A 16,888-nucleotide genomic window follows, 5' to 3' on the forward strand; every position below is an offset into this window, starting at 1 on the left:
GTTCTCGGAGCAGGATATGGCCATCTACAAAGTAGATAACAGCAAAGAAAAGGTCAGCTACGGCATGCGCCGCAAGGATGCGGAGAAGGTGCATTCCGGCAAATTTTCTCCAAGGTGTGGATGAATTGCGCCAATTCCTCATCCGGGATCGCTTGCTTAAATTGTTCATTTAACTGGTTCACATGGGGAATGAGGTCGGCGAACATCTCTTTACCCGCTGCTGTCAGATAGATCTGATAGCTCCGGCGGTCTTTGCCATGCGCTTCACGGGCCACATACCCCTTCTTGGCAAGCACATCCAGAATACGCGTAACATTCGTCTTGTCCTTGAAGGTTCTGGCCGCAATCTCGCTCTGGTTAATTCCAGGTCCCGCATACAGCACATTCAGCACTGTCCATTGCTCAAAGGTCAGGTCGTAGCCCTTCTCCATAAAAATGCCCAGCATCCTGCGCTTGATCAGCACCTCGCCCTTAATAATCTGGAATCCAATCAGCTCTGTATAATCAAATCCGTTAGGCATAACCCTCACCCATCCTCAACAAGTTGTCACAGCTATAGTAGCTGTAACAACATTTATTTGTCAAGGACCTTTATCTCGCAGAAAATCAGACTTCGAGTTTACTCAGATCGCTTACTAAATTTCGCATCCACTTGCGGGAGTAAATCCGGGCGTAGCCGAAGCCAAAGCGGACAACCTCCTCCAGAGAGATGACGAGATACACAAGGTAGACAGGCTGCTTCCAAATGTAAGACAGCAGCAGCCCGGATGGGACGCCTATAAGCCACGTTGCGGTCGATTCCATACCGAACACGAACTTGCTATCTCCCCCGCTATTCAGAATGCCGCCGGCGATAATCATATTGGATACTTTGACCCAAAGAAATCCGGCGAACACGATAACGATATAAATGCTCATTTGTTTGGCATCCTCGGAGATATTGAACGCAGAGACATACAGCTTCGAGCCTACCGCAATAATGGCCCCGACGATCAGAGAGATAATGATTCCAAGGCGAATGAACCGTTTGGCGTGATCGAGTGCGATATCGGTCTCGTTCGCACCTAAACGGTTACCAACCATTACCCCGGCTGCACTAGCCAGACCGGACAACAAACCGATGCAAAGCCCTTGCAGCGGGAATGTAATGGTCATCGCAGTCATCTCTGTCGTTCCCATGCGGCTGTAGATGATCGCATATGCCGTTTCGCCCAATACCCAGATCAATTCAGTCAACAGCAGCGGATAGGTCGTTCCAAAAAACTTGCGGATGAGCGGTTTAGGAATCATGAATAAGTTCTTTAATCCAACAGCTCCCGGCAAACGATACCGGTATACGGCACCAATGATTAACAAACATTCGAAAACCCTGGAAATAAGGGTAGCCATAGCCGAGCCCTTCAGACCAAACTCAGGAGAGCCGAAGTGACCGAAAATAAGCACGTAGTTCAGGATAATATTCAAACCAACTGTAATTAAGCTTACATACATTGGCCATTTGGCATGCCCGGTACTGCGCAAAATCGCGGAATACATCATCGTGAGCATGACGGGCACGAATCCAAGTGACATCACCCGCAAGAAAATGTACCCATCGTCTATTACATTCACGTCTGTGGTGAACATGCTCAGAAACAGCGGTGAATCGATGAAGACAGCCGCAGAGAACAGGAACGAGAACGCAAAGCCGACGATCAGCCCGAGACCGAGCACGTGGGATACACTTTTGGCATCTTTGTTCCCCCAAAACTGGGCGGCATAAATGGATACCCCCGTCGATAAACCGGCCAATACAACCGCTATGATCCCGTATATTTTTGTAGACATCCCGACCGAGGCGATTGCCACATCCCCCAGCTGCCCGACCATCATTTGATCCGTCAAATTGAGCAATGCCATCAGCAAGCTTTGAAGCGTAACGGGCACAGCGATTTTATATACACTTTTGTAGAAATTATCCTTGTCTGACATGGATTCTTCATAACCCCCATATTCTCGATTTACAGCTCCCCTAGCCATTCGAAGTCTATGACTTAGTGTGAGGTCACATCACTTTCTTGTAGCGCATGAGCGTGTAATTTTCTTTTGGCTGAACTTCTACAACCTTGAACTTTTTCGCAAAGCACAATTCCTGATACCCTTCTCCATCCACTAAAGTAATGTTCGTGGAGCCGCCTATGATGATCGGAAGCTGCATCAGAATAATCTCATCGACGATGTCCTGATTGAAAATATGCCAGTTCAGAAAGCCTCCTCCTTCTACCATCAGGTTGGTAATGCCGTAGTTTTCCTCCAGCTGACGCTCAAGCTCCACGAAATCGACTTTGTCCTCGCCGCAGACGAGGCATTCCTTCCCTTTTTCCCGGATCAGTCTCATTTTCTCCTCGTCCCGCCCTTTCTCGGTCGTGACGATAATCGTCTTCCCCTGATCGGAGAGCACATTGCTGTCCAGCGGAATGTCCAAAGTAGTCGTCGGAATGATGCGGATTGGATTTTTGTTGGCCTCATATCGATTCGTGAGAAATGGATTGTCCGTCAGAATTGTATTTTTACCAACCATAATCCCCTGTACATTGCCCCGGAATAGATGGATGAATTCGATATCTTGACTGGAAAACAACGAAAATAGCTCCTTACTCGAATTACCTGCCCCCATCGTTAGCTTTCCATCTATAGAAATTTGGCTGAATATAGTAGTTTTCATTTCGCTTCTCCCCATCTCTTATTAGCTTTGAAATGCGCTTAAAGATTTCTGGATCGTCAGATCCATTTTTTGGAGCGCCTGTTCCGGATTACTCTTAGGCAGTTCGTTCAGACCGGCACTGAGCGCCTCCCAGATATGGATCATGAATGAATCGATTGGCATCGGGCGCGCATGATTCAGAAGCGACAGAATCTCTTTTTTGTTAGGCGCAGCAGAAGCGGCCAGATGATTCTGCACCTCCTCATGAGCCGGAATCCGCTGTACCTGGAACGCCCACATCGACTGGCATTCTTCGCTTAGCATAAAACGCGTGAACGATAAGATATTCTCCCGTTCCTCCGACGCTAACGAATGATTAGGGTAAATCAGACCGATGGATGAAGACATGGACAATGATTGCCGGCCTGCAATGACTGGAAGCTGACAAACCCCAAGCTTATGTTTCATATGCTTGTCCAGATGGTTATAAATCCACTCGCCGCAAATAATCGCGCCGATTTTACCGTCAATGAACTGCTCAAGCAGTCCGTGTGAGCCGTCGAGACTGGTGAGTACACCTTGGTCCATCTTGTTGCGGATGAAATGAAGCGCCTGCTTCATTTCAGAGGTGGCAAGATTCGGCTTGCCTGCCTCTACAGGCCAACCGCCAAATGCCGAGAGGAACGGAATAAACCAATAGCCTTGCTGTAGATCTGCCCCGATTGGCACGATGCCCTGAGCCGACAGCCGCTCCGCGGCCTCTTCGAATATGTCCCATGTCGTCGGCGCACTGGCATAAATCTCTTTATTGTAATAGACAACCAGATGGTTGCCCCGTAATACCGGTACACCATACTGAACACCATTTACCTGCATTGTTGAAAGAGCACCTTCCGTGAGCACATCGGCAAACAGCCCGCCCGGCACTTCGGAGTACAGCCCGTTCTCGACATAGGAGGACATGTCCGCAGGAACCATTGCCAGCTGCGGACCCTGACAGGTGTCCTTGACTCCGTTCAGACCCGTAATGAGCTCCGTAATGTTCATCACTTGTGGGGTCACCTGTATACCAAAGCGCTCCGTGTACAGCTTGCAGATTCCCTCCAGCACTTCAATCGAGGTATCCCCCGGACCATCAAATTCATGCCATAAGACGAGTTCTTTGTTGTTCTTCTGCATAGCAGCCTCTCTCCTTTAATTGACTATTGTTGCTGACAAGCACCACAGCCTGATTGGGTGCAAGCAGTAAGTTGTCTAGCGACTGACCTATGCTACCGGTAGTTAAGGAGCTATCCAGTGCCACAGTCATTGGACCGCGGCCAGGGACGGCAGCCATTAAATCGATTTCAGAGCTAGCATCAGCATTCAAATTAAAGCAGCACAGCATCGTTAGATCGCCACGCATGTATCCGTAGAGCACAGTACCGTCCGGTGATTCAGCCACGAAGAAATTGTCCGGCTTGACCAGCTCGAGCCAGTCTTTTTTGAAGTCACTTAGCTCAGCCAGCAGTGGCAGAAGCGGTGCAGGATTCGTCCAATTAATCTTCAGGACATTAAAAAATGCGCGCGGGATGTCGCTTCCGTTCGTATTGTCTCCAAGACCGCAGTTCAATGGCTGCTCTTCGTTCATTTCATAACCGGTTGTCACGTATGGAATTGCGTTCGGAAGAAACTGATTAAATACCGCGGTCATACGGGCAACCTCTACGCCGCCCCGGCTCGTGATCCGGGGTGTATCTGCCGTTTCTGCACAGGCAAACACATGGATATTTAACTCAGGCAGTTCCTCCAGGTAGGCAACCAGATTGTCCTTCGTCATTTGCGTCATGACATTCCATCCGCTGCCAAGCATAATATTGTAGCCGGTGCTGGCCGCTTTCTTGTGATTGCGGTTAAACAAGTCTTCGCTGATCAATATGGCATTTGGATTTATCTCTTTAATCGTGTCAAAAATACGGGTAAGCAGCGGAGTCGGAAGCACATGTCCGATGTCAATCCGGAAGCCGTCAATCCCATATGTCTCGAGATTAAACCGTACTGCCTGCTCCAGAACATCCCACAGCTCAAGATTGGGTTCTTCTCCCGGGTAGTCATTGCATTTAATGGTATCGAACAGCACAAATGGCGCTTGGTCCGGACTTATAAGATGTCTCACTTGCGGAGAGAAGTCCTTATAGAGGCGCAAGAACGTAATGTCTGTCCAAATCGGTTGCACATCATTAATCCAGTCAGAATGCGCCGGAGAAGTCGTTATCCCCAGTTCCTGCTCCACCAAAGTCAGTATTTCTTCTCCGGTTCTGGCAACTCTTTCTCTTAATTGCTGCCAAATGACTGGATTCAGTTCGTTTGGCGGCTGTGAAAACTTCCGAAGAAACGCTTCAGTCTCTTGGCTTCGATAGACCAGTTCCAGCTTGTCAGGCGTACATTCCTCAAAAAAACCAAGCTCTGGAATCGAAGGCGGTGCAAAGCCCTCGAGAGCATCCGTCTTGATCCAATACACCCAATCAGGATGCTCGGCTATGAACTCACTGTTTTTCGCTGTTACGCGCGGAATAAAATCGACAACAGTCTTAATATCAAGCAAATGGCAGGCTTCTACCAGAGCGCCAAGCTCATCGTGAATGGTGAAGTTGTCCATGCCGTCGAGCAGGCTGTCATGCAGGTTCTGATCCAGACGGAATAACGATTGCACAGCGTAAGGTGATCCGATGTCTCCCTTCAGGTTCAACGTGCTATACTGGTTGACCGGAAGCATATATAAAATATTGATACCCATCCTTTTCAGCAGCGGCAGAAGAATACAGAACCGTAAAAAGGTACCGGACTCTGTTGTTCCATCATGATTGTAATCCCAAGCTGTTGAGTAACGGACAAGCGCGGAATAGATAGCACTGTCATCCAGATTCGTGCGCTCCTTAAGCAAATACCTCCACGAAAGCTTGTCCAAATACTTGAAGTGCTCCGTCATAAAATCATACGGGTGTACACAAATTTCACCCTCTTTGGCGAAGAGAACACGTTCATATTGGCACTCGTTCCACACCGCAGGTATCCAAATCGGCTCAACGTCTTTATCCTTGTGAGAAGACAAGTAATCCTGAACAAGTCTTAATTTGCTGTCATTGCTCATTAGCAGGTGCCACCTCTCGTTGATCGTAGTTCTATGTTTACGGAACAAAAACCGTCTTTAACGTTTCACTCTCAACCGGTTTCGAAGTGTCCAATTCATAGCCGATAAGCTCGTTAATCGCTGCTTCGTGCTGATTCAACTTCACTTTTCTAGTCACTAGTTTCTTCAATTCCGGTGTCTCGGCAGCAAATCGTAAAGCCTCCTCGAACATGTTGCGGTACTCCCCTGCTGCGATAATTTTGATCGCCTGCTGTGCAAATTTGGTGGGGGAAAAGGTATACCGGTATTTCGCATTAATCCCAAAGGGAACAATACGGCCTCCACGCTCAATCCATTTCTCTGCGAATTCGAGCTGGGTGCCCACCGTATCGATAATCAGATCAAATTTGTGGCCCGAGCAGATCTCGTTTACGGTGGCTTCATTGAGTTGGGATGGTGTCATTGCGAAATCTGAAATTTCTCTTGCAAAGGCGAGCCGGTAGGGGTTAATTTCTGTCGCAACAGTGAGTGCTGCTATCGATTTGCTGACCATTTGGCATAAAATACCCATTGGGCCCGACCCGAGAACAAGGACCTTATCATCTGCTGAAACGCCAGCCTCCTTGAAATTGTGCAGCACACATGCAAGCGGCTCAATCAAAACCCCCGTCTCCCAGCTCATATGGTCCGGAATTCTATGCGCAAACGTTTGTGCAGTTGAGAAAAAAAAAGTGAATGTCCCATTTCGATTCAAGCCTGCAATGGGCATTCCCTTTCCGTCTATGCCCGTACACAGGTTAGGCTGGTTCTTCCGGCAAAAGTAACATTCACCGCAACTTTGATTCGGATCAATCACTACTCGGTCTCCCACCTTCACGCGGTCGACGCTGCTGCCGATTTCTACGACGGTTCCCACAGCCTCATGACCGCGAATAATATCTGGAACCCCCTCCTCTTTACCGGTTATGACCGCTAGATCCGTTCCGCACACACCTGTCATCTCAATCCGGATTTTGACTTCATCCGCCGCTGCAATCTGCGGCTCCTCACATTCGCAGAGTTCCAGCTTGTGGTTGGATGACCATACCAGAGCTTCCATCTACTCGCCTCCATTTTCATCGTCTTTCAGAAAAAATTGGTTATTTTTCAATTTCGTTCAAAATATATCACATTGCCTTTGTCGAAGTAAGGGGAATTTTGTAATTAAATGTTATATATAAACATTTTTACACAAACATCACACTCACAGGCTCTAATCACTCAACTTTCGGAGCCTGAAATCGGCAGATATGCCTTGATCTATCTGCATCAGCGCAAGAAGTCTCTGCGGGTACGGAGCAAATCACAGCGACGGTTACAGAAATGGTCGACATTTCAAAAAATGCCGCCGACGAAACAAGAAATATGGCGGCGGCTGAAGAACAATTATCGTCCATGGAAGAAGTAAAAGCCTCCTCCCGTCTGCTAAGCGCTAGTGCGCAACAGCTTCAGGATGAGCTTGGAAAATTTACTCTCGCAAAAAGTAGCTGAGCTAAAGATTAAACGCCAGCCCCAACAGAACATAGGCCGCTATCCTGAACAGGGGGGCGGCCTATGCTCTGTTGGGTATTCTATAGGGTAATTCAAAATAAGCCAAACAAAGGCCGGTTAAGACAGTTTTACAACATACGTAATGAACTGGTATGCATTATCCTTCAGGACCGAAACGGATGCCAGCAGTTTTTTGCCCGAGGGACTCCAGCGCAGCTGGTCCGCCACCTCAATGTCATTCAGCACAGGCGTCTGCTCCCCCGTCTCCACCTCGGTGATGAACAGGCCATCCTGGTCCTCGGCAGCGTTAGCGGATGTGGTTACATAGGCCAGCTTGCTGCCGTCCGGTGACCAGCTGGTCCCGAAGATCTGCTGGCCTGCCGCCAGCCGAGACTGTTCGCTGCCTTCACTATCGCAGATCAGCAGCACCATCTCTCCAGGCTTCGTCCGCTCTACAATCGCCAGTCTGCTCCCGTCCGGTGACGGGATCACCCACATCACATTCTTTTTTAGCACCTTGGTCTGCTTCGTTTCGGTATCATAGGCGCTGAGCTGGCTGTCTTCCCCTGTAATATAAAGAATCCGGCTGCCGGACTGAACAACCTCATGAACGTAAGGAATGCCAGTCTTCAGCACCGTTTCCTGCTTGCCGTTCACGTCTGCTTTTACAATATTTCCTTCCATATCCGGGAAAAGCACATGTTCATTGTCGGCCCATGACCCTTCCTCACTTCGGAACTCTGCAGCACTCGCCTTCACAGATACACCCGTGGCCAGATTCATAATGAAACCAAGTCCGGTAGCCTCATAGAGTTCTTTGTAAAAAACCCGGCTTTTGTCCGGGGACAGCTGCGCCGCACCATAATTCTTCTCCCCCTCCTGCAGAGGCGTGTCCACACCCGAAGAGAGCGTGCGGAGATAGAGATTATGCGGATACCGTTCCTGGCCTTCCACCGTCTGCGGAGGGAGATTACGGTTCTCTTTATCGAGTACTATGACCTCCTCACTGACAAAATCCAACCCCCGTATGCCCTCCGTTTTTTCGATACCCGCAAGCTTTAGCTTCGTATAGACGGATTCACTGGTATTATCCATGACCGTGATTTTTTTGCCGGATTTCTCGACAGTCTGACGTGAATCCGTATTCTCTGTACTGCAGGCAGCTATGGACAGAAGAACAGCACTGCACAGCAGCATCTGCATCACTTTGCCTGGCCTGAAATTTTGGTCAGGATTCATAGTATGGTTCCCCCCTGATTGAGTTGCTCCCAGCATAACGGATACTTATTTCTAAATAACCCGCCGGATGTTTCCAAGTTGTAAACTTAAGCCCTTCAGGTCATGACGGGAAAAGACAGCTGAAACGCCGCACCTTCACCGTCCGGCTCCAGCAGGGTTATGGTTCCGTTCTGCTTCTCCACCAGATTACGGACCAGAGACAAACCTAATCCTGTCCCTCCCGACTGTCGGGAGCGGTCACGGTTGACGGTGTAGAAGGGCTCAAAAATCTTCTCTCTGAATTCTGCCGGAATGCCAATGCCGGAATCCCTGACCATGATCCAGACCCGGTGATCCCGGACCACGCTGTGAAGATGAACCGTCCCTTGCGGGACATTATATTTGATCGCATTATCCAGCAGATTGATAAAGATATGCATGAAGCTTTCCTTATCGATCCAGATCTGCGCCGGCTGTACGTCCAGCGTGATGGTGAGCCCGTACCGTTCTGCCTTGCCCTTCATGCGGCCGCAGATATCCTGCAATACGCCCGCTACCTCCAGCAGCTCCGCCTGGGATTCAAAATCATATTTCTCCAGCGCCGTCAGCTGCAGCACCTTCTCCACCATTTCATAGAGCCGCTGCGTCTCCTTCGCAATACTGAGCTTGGCATCCGACAATAGCTCGGGATCATCATCGTACATGTTCAAGAGATCGACATAGGCCTTGATTGAAGTCAGCGGCGTCTTGAATTCGTGGCTGATATTGCCAATGTATTGCTTCTGCTGCTGCTCCAGCGCCTGAAGCTTCTGCACGGCGAGCTGCAGCTTGCGCTGCTCTTCATCCTTCGCGGCAATGCTGCTGTCGATCTCCCGGCTCATGAAGTAAATGCCTTCAGCCAGCTCCCCCAGCTCATCTTTGCGCTTGACCGGGGGAGCGGAGATGTACTCGGCGCGGCGGATCGATTCCGCCGCCCTCTTCAGCCGCCCGATGGCCGCGGCGGCCTTGTTGAAATACAGGTAGCCGCCAATGAAGCTCAAGACCAAAACTGCGGCGCCCGTGGTCAGGAAGAGATTCAACAGCGTCCGCTGGAAGCTCTGGGCATCCTGCAGCGGATACTCCAGCTGGATCACCCCCATCTGTTGATCAGGCCCCTGCAGCGGCGCCAGATAGAGCATAGTATCGCCGGCGCTCTGGTAGGCGATTTTGTTCTGCAGCGCATAGGCTAGCGCTTCGGCGGGTTTCTGCTCCGCCGCTAGGTCCCCCCCCTGCCGGGATGTCCCCGCCTGCTGCCCGTCTGCATCGTACAGCGTCACCTGCAGCCCGGTGAACCCGGCCAGCTCTACAGCCAGCGCTTTCCCCCGCTGCTGCATGAATGCCTGCGGCTCAAGCCGTGTGCCGGTATAATAGGTCTGTTTGACGCGCAGATTTACTGTTTTGACATGCTGGGCGAGTGCACTCTCGATCTGTGCCTGCTGGTTACGCTCTACTCCTTGCAGTACGAAATAGCTCAGGATGCTAATCGATAGAATCAAGAGCACCGCCAGAAACAGGCTGAATTTCAGCTTGATGCTAATCCTCATGCGAAGCTACCCGCCGGAACCGCCTTGTAGCCCACCCCATAGACGGTTTGCAGAATATTCTGGTAGGGCTCGCCCAGTTTTTTGCGCAGCCGCTGGATGTGAATGTCCACTGTGCGCGTACCGCCGGCATAGTCCATTTCCCAGACCTGCTCCAGGAGTTCTTCGCGCATATAGACCCGCTGCGGATGGGAGAGCAGCAGGTGCAGGAGATCGAACTCCTTCGGTGTCAGCTCCAGAAGTTCCTCTCCAAGCTGGGCAGATCTCCGGTCCTGGTGAACCCTAAGCGCACCATATTCGATTAGCTCGCTTTTGGCCTCGGCCGTATTCTTCTCCAGCCTGCGCAGCAGCGCCTTCACTCGGGCCAGCAGCTCGCGGATCTCAAACGGCTTGGTCATATAATCGTCCGCTCCCAACTCCAGGCCGACGATTTTATCGACAATGTCATTTTTGACGGTGAGCAATATAATCCCGATGTCATCACGGTCCTCCAGCTTGCGGCATACATCATACCCGTTCAGCTTCGGCATCATCACATCCAGCACCATCACATTGGGATGAAAAATTTGCGCTTTGGCAAGCGCCTCTTCGCCGTCTCCGGCGGTATCCACCTCATAGCCTTCACGCCTCAGCGCGTAGGCAATCGCATTTACAATACCGGGCTCGTCATCGACTACCAGCACTTTTTTGGTCATTTGAGGTTCACCTCCTTCACTTGCGGTTATTTATTTCATGCCCGGCCTGTTCAGCCTTAATCTTGCCCCTAAGTGCACATATACTTCCAGACGGACACCATGCGGAAAAGTTCCCGTTGCCTGAAAATAGTTGAGACCCCGTATGATGTAAAACGTAGTATCCGGCAGAGGCCTATTCTTTAGGTTATCTTAAAGAAGAGTTAAGCTTAACCTCAGCTTTGCCGGTTACAATGAATTTAAGCATAAGTATCCTAACCCATGAAACTAATAACCCTGTGCCGATATAATATAACTTGAAAAGAGGATGAATGGTATGAATATTAAACGAGTGATGATTGTCGGGAGCATGATTGTAGCGATCTCCTTCGGTGGAACTACCTGGGGCAAACCCATCGCAAATGCGAGTCCAGTCGCCAAATGGTCTGCCACCAATGTAGCCGAGAAAGATGATTTGCTGGAAGCGTTGAATCAATCCTCCGATCAAGAGCTGTATGACGCGCTGTACGATGGCAAGTCGCTGAAGGATATCGCTGTAGAGAACGGTGGAAATATTGAAAACATCATTAATTTGCAGGTGAACCAGCTTACACAGCAGCTTAATCAACGCCTCGCCAGCGGCAACATCACCCGGCAGCAATATGCCGCACAAAAAGCCGAATTACAAGAGATCGTGACCCAAAGTGTAATGACTTCATTCGGCTGACAGAGGGTACATACACTCTATATAGTCTGGAAAAACAGGCTGTCTCCTCCGCAGAAATGAACTGCTTAGGAGACAGCCTGTTTTAGTTGGGCAACGGCGTCGTTGATGCGCCACCTGCAGCCTGCTGCGCGCCAGTAACGGCATTTATGCCGTTGTTTCAAGCCCGGTGGCCTCATCGGCTAGAATTAACAATGAGAGTATAGCAATCACTTGTGTCGATCTGTTTGAACAATATCGGATACAAACTTCTGATCAGAGAGGTACGAATTCAAATACTAAGAACATCCATCAAGCTTCTAGTATTATGTAGTTTAGTCGCAGTTGAATCTCTTTTTCACCCAAAGTGCGCTGCCTAACCAATCGACGTTCTCGATTAATTTCGGGAGCGTTTTTTATTTGCTTTCATTTTATGAGCAGACCCATTTGTCCTTCGGACAATTCAAAAAAAGCGACATTCACACTACGGTCAGCAGGAATGTCACTTTGGTTGGGTAAAAATATAAGGATTTATAGGTTTCACGCTATAAATCATCCTTTTATTTCTCACTGAAACGGATTCCGTCCGTATAAGAACGGCGAAGCCGTTTCCACTTGCTATTGAACTTCGGCAGGTAAGGCTTACACCTTAGGTTTATCCCGGGTAACCTCCAGAATATCGAGGAAAAAGACGAAAATAGGAATCCCAAGGATCAGACCCCATACGCCGATATAATGCTCGGAGAACAACAACACAATGAAGGTGTAGAACATGGGCAGATTCATTTTGGAGGACATCAGCTTCGGATTCAGGAAGTAGCCTTCCATGAAATGCAGCACAGCAATCAGTCCCAGCACGTACAGCGTCATTACGAGACCACCGATATTGTAGCCGATGATACACAACGGAATGAGTGAAATCAAAAACCCAACCACCGGAATCAAGCTAAGCAGGAAGATCATGATCGCCAGCGCGAAAAGGTACGGGAACGGCTCAAAAAAGAAGCCCATGATCCATAAGCCCACCACAGTGAACAGGGTATTGAAAAGAGCAATGAGAATTTGTGCTTCAATAACCTTGCCGAAAGAAGAGATGAATTTCTTGCCAAAATACTCCAGTTCCACATAGAACCAGGCAATCTTGCTGTCTCTCAGACGGGAAGTAAAGTTAACAATGCGGGTTTTCTCAAGGATGAAGACAAAGCTTAGAATAGTTGCTAATACGAAGGTGGTCCCCCAGTTACTAATTTTGAGCACATATCCAATGCCGTGGGTCATATAGGATTCATAATTCAAATCCTTCAACTGATTGAACAGGTACTGTGTAATTTCGTTCTGCGGGAGATCTTCAGAGGTTAGAGTGGTTAGAAAATCGGTCAACTGCTTAATCTGCGTATACACTTTGGGCAGATATTTGACGAGCGCTAGCACAATCATCGTGATTAGGGCGAGGTACAAGACGACAATAATAACCTTGCTGTTCACCTTGACGAATTTGCCGATCTGCTTGGACAGCAGCACCTGAAAGCTATTCATTACATAAGCAATCAAAAACGTCAGCAGCACCAGGTTGAGCATATCCCGGATACTGTACAGCAACAGTGCGATCAGCGCCAAAATCAAAAAGCGCCGAACTGTTAAATTCGCGTAATAACGCTTAAATACATCCATTGTTCCTCTGTTCCTCTCCATTCGCTTGCAATTAAGACTTTATCATATAGTCTACATTACCCAAATCACTTATAGCAACTGCAAGCCTCTTCAAATCTGCGAAAACACTAACTTTATGTCGGATTTCGGGAGCTGGACTGTTATATGTTATAATATGCCAGTGGAAACGGCTTCGCTTCTTGTAAAAGCTTATGCTCCTGAAGCAGCGATACTACGTATCGCTTTCAGAAATCCGTTTCAGCGGGAAATAGAAGTATGATTTATAGCGCGAAACCTATACATCCTTATATTTTAAGAACTGGAGGCTTAACCTTTATGGGGAAAATTATCTGCATCACCGGCGCATCATCCGGAATCGGGCTATCTTCGGCTCTGAAATTCGCTAAGGAAGGCTGGACTGTCTATGCGGGAACCCGCAACCTGGAACGGGATCAGGAGCGTTACAGCGAAGTGCCCCATCTGAAATTCGTAGAACTGGAAGTCACAGAACCTAACAGCATTCAGCGGGTAACCGATCAGATTGAGCAGGAGCAAGGCCGCCTGGATGTATTGTTCTGCAACGCTGGCTTCGGCTACCTCAGGGCGCTTGGACAAGCACCGATTGAAGATATCCACCGCGTATTTGACACCAATGTCTATGGGGTGATGCATACGATCCGTGCGGCGCTTCCTCTGCTTCGGAAGACCGGATATGGACATATTGTGGCGACCTCCAGCGTGGGCGGACTAGTGGGCCAGCCTATGAACGAGATCTACTGTGCCAGCAAGTTCGCTCTGGAAGGCCTGCTGGAAAGTATGGCTACCTATTACAAACCACAGTTCAACATTGATATCTCTTTGCTTGAGCCCGGGGCAATTGCCACGGAGTTCAACAACACCGTGCTTGGTCATGTAGCCAATACCGGTGGCATTCTGGAAGACGAATATAAGCCGATTCTGGATGCCTACAGAGCCACGTTCCTTGAGCGTAATACGGAGCCTCAGACCGCCGACTCCGTCGCCGAAGTGATGTGGGACCTGGTGCAAATGGAGACCAAGCCGCTCCGTATCCGCACTTCAGAGCAGGCTGAGAAATTCGTCTCTCGCAAAGTAAGCACAGACCCTACCGGCCTGGAAGGCGTGCTCAGCACCCGTAAGATCCAGTTGAATATGTAGGTCACGCTTACCCTTATTGCTGAAAAAGCACAAATAGATGAAAAAAATAACCGGACTGGGGCAGCTCTTGCCCGGTCCGGTTTTCAGTTGTGCCTGCGTTTGGAACAGCCATAGGCGAATAACTGTCTATTGCCTGTCCTCACGTTTCACATCACACTTATCTCTGGATCGGCTCAATCCGGTATACTCCGGTTCCGCCAGTACCTGATGGCCCGCCTGTAATCTGCCAGCCGAAGGAGAGCACAGAAGCCAATCTGTTTTTTTCGGCTTCGGTCAAAGCTATTTCAGCCGCTTCCTTGCCTTCCTCCAGCTCCAGCTCGGCCTGCTTGCCAAGAGCAACAGAAATCCAGCTGCGAATGCCGCGAATGGTATTGTATTTGATCTGGTAGCCTTGCGTTACCGCCTGGCGGAATGTTTCCGGCTGCTCACCCGCCAGAAGGGCCAGCTGGGCATAATCAAATTCATATTCACTTTCATCCACCGGCAGTTCGCCTGCCTCTACTCTGCGCAGCAGCTCGTCATCGGACCAGCCGAGGGATCGCAGAGATTCTACCAGCAGGGCATCCCATTGCGACAATTTTACTTTTTGTACGGTCTCTGTCATCTCATTACCTCCCATTATCATTGTAAATTGGTGCTGTATTCAGTCAAGAGCCACATAGTGGCCCGGGCTTACTTCACGCAGCATTGCCTGTGCAGCTGCTTCCCGTTCACCAGAATAGCCCTCCAGCCTGATTCTCTGGCTGCCCTTACGCGGGTCCGTCTCCAGAATGGAGGATAGTAGTGCCTTAGTGTAGGGATGGAGCGGGTTGTCATACAATTCGTCGCTGTCCGCTACCTCAACCAGCCGTCCGCCATACATGACACCGATGCGGTCCGATATATGCCGGACCATCGACAGGTCATGGGCAATGAACAGATAGGTGAGACCGAACTCGGACTGCAGGTCCTCCAGCATATTGACGACCTGGGCCTGAACCGAAACGTCCAGTGCCGAAATGGGCTCGTCACAGACGACAAATTCTGGCCGGACCGACAATGCCCGTGCAATGGAGATGCGCTGCCGCTGCCCGCCGCTGAACTCATGGGGATAACGGTACAGATGCTCCCGCTTAAGCCCTACCCGTTCCAGCAGTGCGGCGACCGCCTCCTTGCGTTCTTCCCCCTTATCGATGCCATGGATCTTCATCGGTTCACTGATCAGTTCAAGCACATTCAAGCTCGGATTCAGGGAAGAGTACGGGTCCTGAAAGATCGATTGAATGCGGCGGCGGAAAGGCTTAAGCCCCTTCTCCCCAAGCTTGCCAAGCGGCTGGCCATCAAAGAAAACCTCACCGCCGGTATAATCATACAACCGGAGCAGGCAGCGTCCCACTGTGGACTTGCCGCTGCCCGATTCGCCCACCAGCCCGAAGGTTTCTCCCTGGCGGATCTGAAAGCTTACGCCATCGACAGCCTTCAGCACAGCTGTATCTCGTCCGCGCATATCCTTTCCTTTAGAGAAGTGCTTTTGAAGATTAGTCACATCCACCAATACTTTGCTCTCACTCACCGGAATCTCCCCCTTCGGCATGGACTGCGGTCTGATCCTGCATCCCCTCCGCCAGCCAGCACATAGAGCGGTGGCCCGCAGTGAGTTCTACTACAGGCGGGCGTTCGCTGCAGCGGGCAAAAGCATGGGGGCAGCGCTCCATGAACGGGCAACCCGGCGGGGGGGCGAGCAGATCCGGAGGTGTGCCTTCAATGGGAATCAGCCGCTCACGTGAACCGCCGCCGCGCTTCGGAATCGAGCGCAGCAAGCCCTCCGTGTACGGATGCCGGGGACGGTAAAAGATATCCTCCACCGTCCCTTCCTCCATAATCAGCCCCCCGTACATCACAATCACGCGGGTGCAGACCTGGGCGACCACACCCAGATCATGGGTAATCAGTGCAATGGCCGTATCAGAATTCTCTTTGAGTTCCTTGAACAGATCCAGGATCTGCGCCTGTATCGTCGCATCCAGCGCTGTTGTCGGCTCGTCAGCGATCAGCAGCTCCGGCTGGCAGGACAATGCCATGGCGATCATTACGCGCTGACGCATTCCGCCGCTGAATTCATGCGGATACTGCTTCAGACGCTGCTCCGGATTCTGGATACCTACCTGGAGCAGCATCCTGGCTGCTTCGGCAACCGCCGCTTCTTTATTCAGTCCACGGTGCCTGCGGATGACCTCCGTCAGTTGCTGGCCGATTTTTTTCACCGGATTCAGGGAGGTCATCGGGTCTTGAAAGACCATCGCGATCCGGTTGCCCCGCAGACTCCGCCACTCCTTCTCTGAAAGTCCGGTCAGACGCTCGCCTCGAAACTCGATATTCCCGGCTGTTATGCGTCCCGGAGGCGTAATCAGCGACATGATCGCTTTGGCCGTGACACTTTTGCCGCTGCCGGATTCCCCGACAATCCCCACCGTTTCACCAGCATCGATATGAAAGCTGACCCCCCGGACGGCCTGGTTCTCCCCATCCCGGGTAGCGAACGAAACCTGTAAATCCTCAACAGACAGCAGCCGCTTCGTCATGATGTCT

The 16,888-nt window shown here is 50.3% G+C and carries 16 protein-coding genes; 3 read left to right on the top strand and 13 right to left on the bottom strand.

The window, feature by feature from the left end:
- Positions 1 to 53: 53 nt before the first annotated feature.
- The 6 genes from A3842_RS27025 to A3842_RS27050 all read right to left on the bottom strand — a co-directional run bounded on the left by A3842_RS27025 (position 54) and on the right by A3842_RS27050 (position 6,891).
- Positions 54 to 521 (bottom strand): MarR family winged helix-turn-helix transcriptional regulator, encoded by a 468-nt coding sequence (locus tag A3842_RS27025; RefSeq protein ID WP_074103360.1) that lies wholly within the window; start codon positions 519 to 521, stop codon positions 54 to 56.
- 85 nt (positions 522 to 606) lie between these two features.
- Positions 607 to 2,019, bottom strand: a complete 1,413-nt coding sequence (locus A3842_RS27030; RefSeq protein ID WP_256701889.1) for an MATE family efflux transporter — start codon at positions 2,017 to 2,019, stop codon at positions 607 to 609.
- A 25-nt stretch (positions 2,020 to 2,044) separates the two neighbouring features.
- Complete coding sequence (locus tag A3842_RS27035) at positions 2,045 to 2,704, bottom strand: dihydrofolate reductase family protein (RefSeq protein ID WP_074088869.1); 660 nt, start codon at positions 2,702 to 2,704, stop codon at positions 2,045 to 2,047.
- A 21-nt stretch (positions 2,705 to 2,725) separates the two neighbouring features.
- Entirely contained in the window at positions 2,726 to 3,862 is a 1,137-nt protein-coding gene (locus A3842_RS27040; RefSeq protein WP_074088868.1) for a sugar ABC transporter substrate-binding protein, read from the bottom strand.
- A complete protein-coding gene (locus A3842_RS27045) occupies positions 3,825 to 5,813 on the bottom strand; it encodes an alpha-amylase family protein (protein WP_074103361.1) in 1,989 nt (662 codons plus the stop codon). Before A3842_RS27045 ends, A3842_RS27040 begins: the two co-directional genes overlap by 38 nt.
- Before the next feature lie 37 nt (positions 5,814 to 5,850).
- Positions 5,851 to 6,891, bottom strand: coding sequence for a zinc-dependent alcohol dehydrogenase (locus tag A3842_RS27050; RefSeq protein ID WP_074088866.1), 1,041 nt, complete (start codon positions 6,889 to 6,891; stop codon positions 5,851 to 5,853).
- 263 nt (positions 6,892 to 7,154) lie between these two features.
- On the opposite strand from A3842_RS27050, the gene A3842_RS32735 reads away from it, so the two are divergent.
- Positions 7,155 to 7,322, top strand: a complete 168-nt coding sequence (locus tag A3842_RS32735) for a hypothetical protein (RefSeq protein ID WP_178382419.1) — start codon at positions 7,155 to 7,157, stop codon at positions 7,320 to 7,322.
- Between the two features lie 117 nt (positions 7,323 to 7,439).
- Here the strand turns inward: A3842_RS32735 and A3842_RS27055 are convergent, their stop codons facing one another.
- The 3 genes from A3842_RS27055 to A3842_RS27065 form a co-directional block, all read right to left on the bottom strand.
- Positions 7,440 to 8,561 (bottom strand): TolB family protein, encoded by a 1,122-nt coding sequence (locus A3842_RS27055; RefSeq protein WP_074103362.1) that lies wholly within the window; start codon positions 8,559 to 8,561, stop codon positions 7,440 to 7,442.
- Between the two features lie 95 nt (positions 8,562 to 8,656).
- A complete protein-coding gene (locus A3842_RS27060) occupies positions 8,657 to 10,123 on the bottom strand; it encodes a sensor histidine kinase (RefSeq protein ID WP_074088864.1) in 1,467 nt (488 codons plus the stop codon).
- Positions 10,120 to 10,815 (bottom strand): response regulator transcription factor, encoded by a 696-nt coding sequence (locus tag A3842_RS27065; protein WP_074103363.1) that lies wholly within the window; start codon positions 10,813 to 10,815, stop codon positions 10,120 to 10,122. Before A3842_RS27065 ends, A3842_RS27060 begins: the two co-directional genes overlap by 4 nt.
- A 313-nt stretch (positions 10,816 to 11,128) precedes the next feature.
- On the opposite strand from A3842_RS27065, the gene A3842_RS27070 reads away from it, so the two are divergent.
- A complete protein-coding gene (locus A3842_RS27070) occupies positions 11,129 to 11,518 on the top strand; it encodes a hypothetical protein (RefSeq protein ID WP_074088862.1) in 390 nt (129 codons plus the stop codon).
- A gap of 618 nt (positions 11,519 to 12,136) precedes the next feature.
- Here the strand turns inward: A3842_RS27070 and A3842_RS27075 are convergent.
- Complete coding sequence (locus A3842_RS27075; RefSeq protein WP_074088861.1) at positions 12,137 to 13,165, bottom strand: AI-2E family transporter; 1,029 nt, start codon at positions 13,163 to 13,165, stop codon at positions 12,137 to 12,139.
- A gap of 315 nt (positions 13,166 to 13,480) precedes the next feature.
- Between A3842_RS27075 and A3842_RS27080 the strand changes: the two genes are divergently transcribed.
- Positions 13,481 to 14,320 carry an SDR family oxidoreductase gene (locus A3842_RS27080; RefSeq protein WP_074103364.1) on the top strand — a complete coding sequence of 280 codons (840 nt, stop codon included), beginning with the start codon at positions 13,481 to 13,483 and terminating at the stop codon, positions 14,318 to 14,320.
- A 157-nt stretch (positions 14,321 to 14,477) separates the two neighbouring features.
- On the opposite strand, the gene A3842_RS27085 is transcribed toward A3842_RS27080, so the two are convergent.
- The 3 genes from A3842_RS27085 to A3842_RS27095 are packed head-to-tail and all read right to left on the bottom strand — an operon-like array spanning position 14,478 to position 16,881.
- Positions 14,478 to 14,924 (bottom strand): hypothetical protein, encoded by a 447-nt coding sequence (locus tag A3842_RS27085; RefSeq protein ID WP_074103365.1) that lies wholly within the window; start codon positions 14,922 to 14,924, stop codon positions 14,478 to 14,480.
- A 39-nt stretch (positions 14,925 to 14,963) separates the two neighbouring features.
- Positions 14,964 to 15,893, bottom strand: a complete 930-nt coding sequence (locus A3842_RS27090) for an ABC transporter ATP-binding protein (protein ID WP_074103366.1) — start codon at positions 15,891 to 15,893, stop codon at positions 14,964 to 14,966.
- Positions 15,865 to 16,881, bottom strand: coding sequence for an ABC transporter ATP-binding protein (locus A3842_RS27095; protein ID WP_074103367.1), 1,017 nt, complete (start codon positions 16,879 to 16,881; stop codon positions 15,865 to 15,867). The genes A3842_RS27090 and A3842_RS27095 overlap by 29 nt, the downstream gene beginning before the upstream one ends.
- Between the last annotated feature and the right edge of the window lie 7 nt (positions 16,882 to 16,888).

Origin of the sequence: Paenibacillus sp. P3E (assembly GCF_001909045.1) — a bacterium.
GTDB classification, from domain to species: domain Bacteria; phylum Bacillota; class Bacilli; order Paenibacillales; family Paenibacillaceae; genus Paenibacillus_AQ; species Paenibacillus_AQ helianthi.

Bases quoted from the DNA above. Each gene is read 5' to 3' on its own strand.
- A3842_RS27035 (WP_074088869.1), bottom strand. From the start codon at position 2,704: ATGAAAACTACTATATTCAGCCAAATTTCTATAGATGGAAAGCTAACG.
- A3842_RS27055 (WP_074103362.1), bottom strand. From the start codon at position 8,561: ATGAATCCTGACCAAAATTTCAGGCCAGGCAAAGTGATGCAGATGCTG.
- A3842_RS27075 (WP_074088861.1), bottom strand. From the start codon at position 13,165: ATGGATGTATTTAAGCGTTATTACGCGAATTTAACAGTTCGGCGCTTT.
- A3842_RS27025 (WP_074103360.1), bottom strand. From the start codon at position 521: ATGCCTAACGGATTTGATTATACAGAGCTGATTGGATTCCAGATTATT.
- A3842_RS27065 (WP_074103363.1), bottom strand. From the start codon at position 10,815: ATGACCAAAAAAGTGCTGGTAGTCGATGACGAGCCCGGTATTGTAAAT.
- A3842_RS32735 (WP_178382419.1), top strand. From the start codon at position 7,155: ATGGTCGACATTTCAAAAAATGCCGCCGACGAAACAAGAAATATGGCG.
- A3842_RS27080 (WP_074103364.1), top strand. From the start codon at position 13,481: ATGGGGAAAATTATCTGCATCACCGGCGCATCATCCGGAATCGGGCTA.
- A3842_RS27085 (WP_074103365.1), bottom strand. From the start codon at position 14,924: ATGACAGAGACCGTACAAAAAGTAAAATTGTCGCAATGGGATGCCCTG.
- A3842_RS27045 (WP_074103361.1), bottom strand. From the start codon at position 5,813: ATGAGCAATGACAGCAAATTAAGACTTGTTCAGGATTACTTGTCTTCT.
- A3842_RS27050 (WP_074088866.1), bottom strand. From the start codon at position 6,891: ATGGAAGCTCTGGTATGGTCATCCAACCACAAGCTGGAACTCTGCGAA.
- A3842_RS27095 (WP_074103367.1), bottom strand. From the start codon at position 16,881: ATGACGAAGCGGCTGCTGTCTGTTGAGGATTTACAGGTTTCGTTCGCT.
- A3842_RS27060 (WP_074088864.1), bottom strand. From the start codon at position 10,123: ATGAGGATTAGCATCAAGCTGAAATTCAGCCTGTTTCTGGCGGTGCTC.
- A3842_RS27040 (WP_074088868.1), bottom strand. From the start codon at position 3,862: ATGCAGAAGAACAACAAAGAACTCGTCTTATGGCATGAATTTGATGGT.
- A3842_RS27090 (WP_074103366.1), bottom strand. From the start codon at position 15,893: ATGCCGAAGGGGGAGATTCCGGTGAGTGAGAGCAAAGTATTGGTGGAT.
- A3842_RS27030 (WP_256701889.1), bottom strand. From the start codon at position 2,019: ATGGCTAGGGGAGCTGTAAATCGAGAATATGGGGGTTATGAAGAATCC.
- A3842_RS27070 (WP_074088862.1), top strand. From the start codon at position 11,129: ATGAATATTAAACGAGTGATGATTGTCGGGAGCATGATTGTAGCGATC.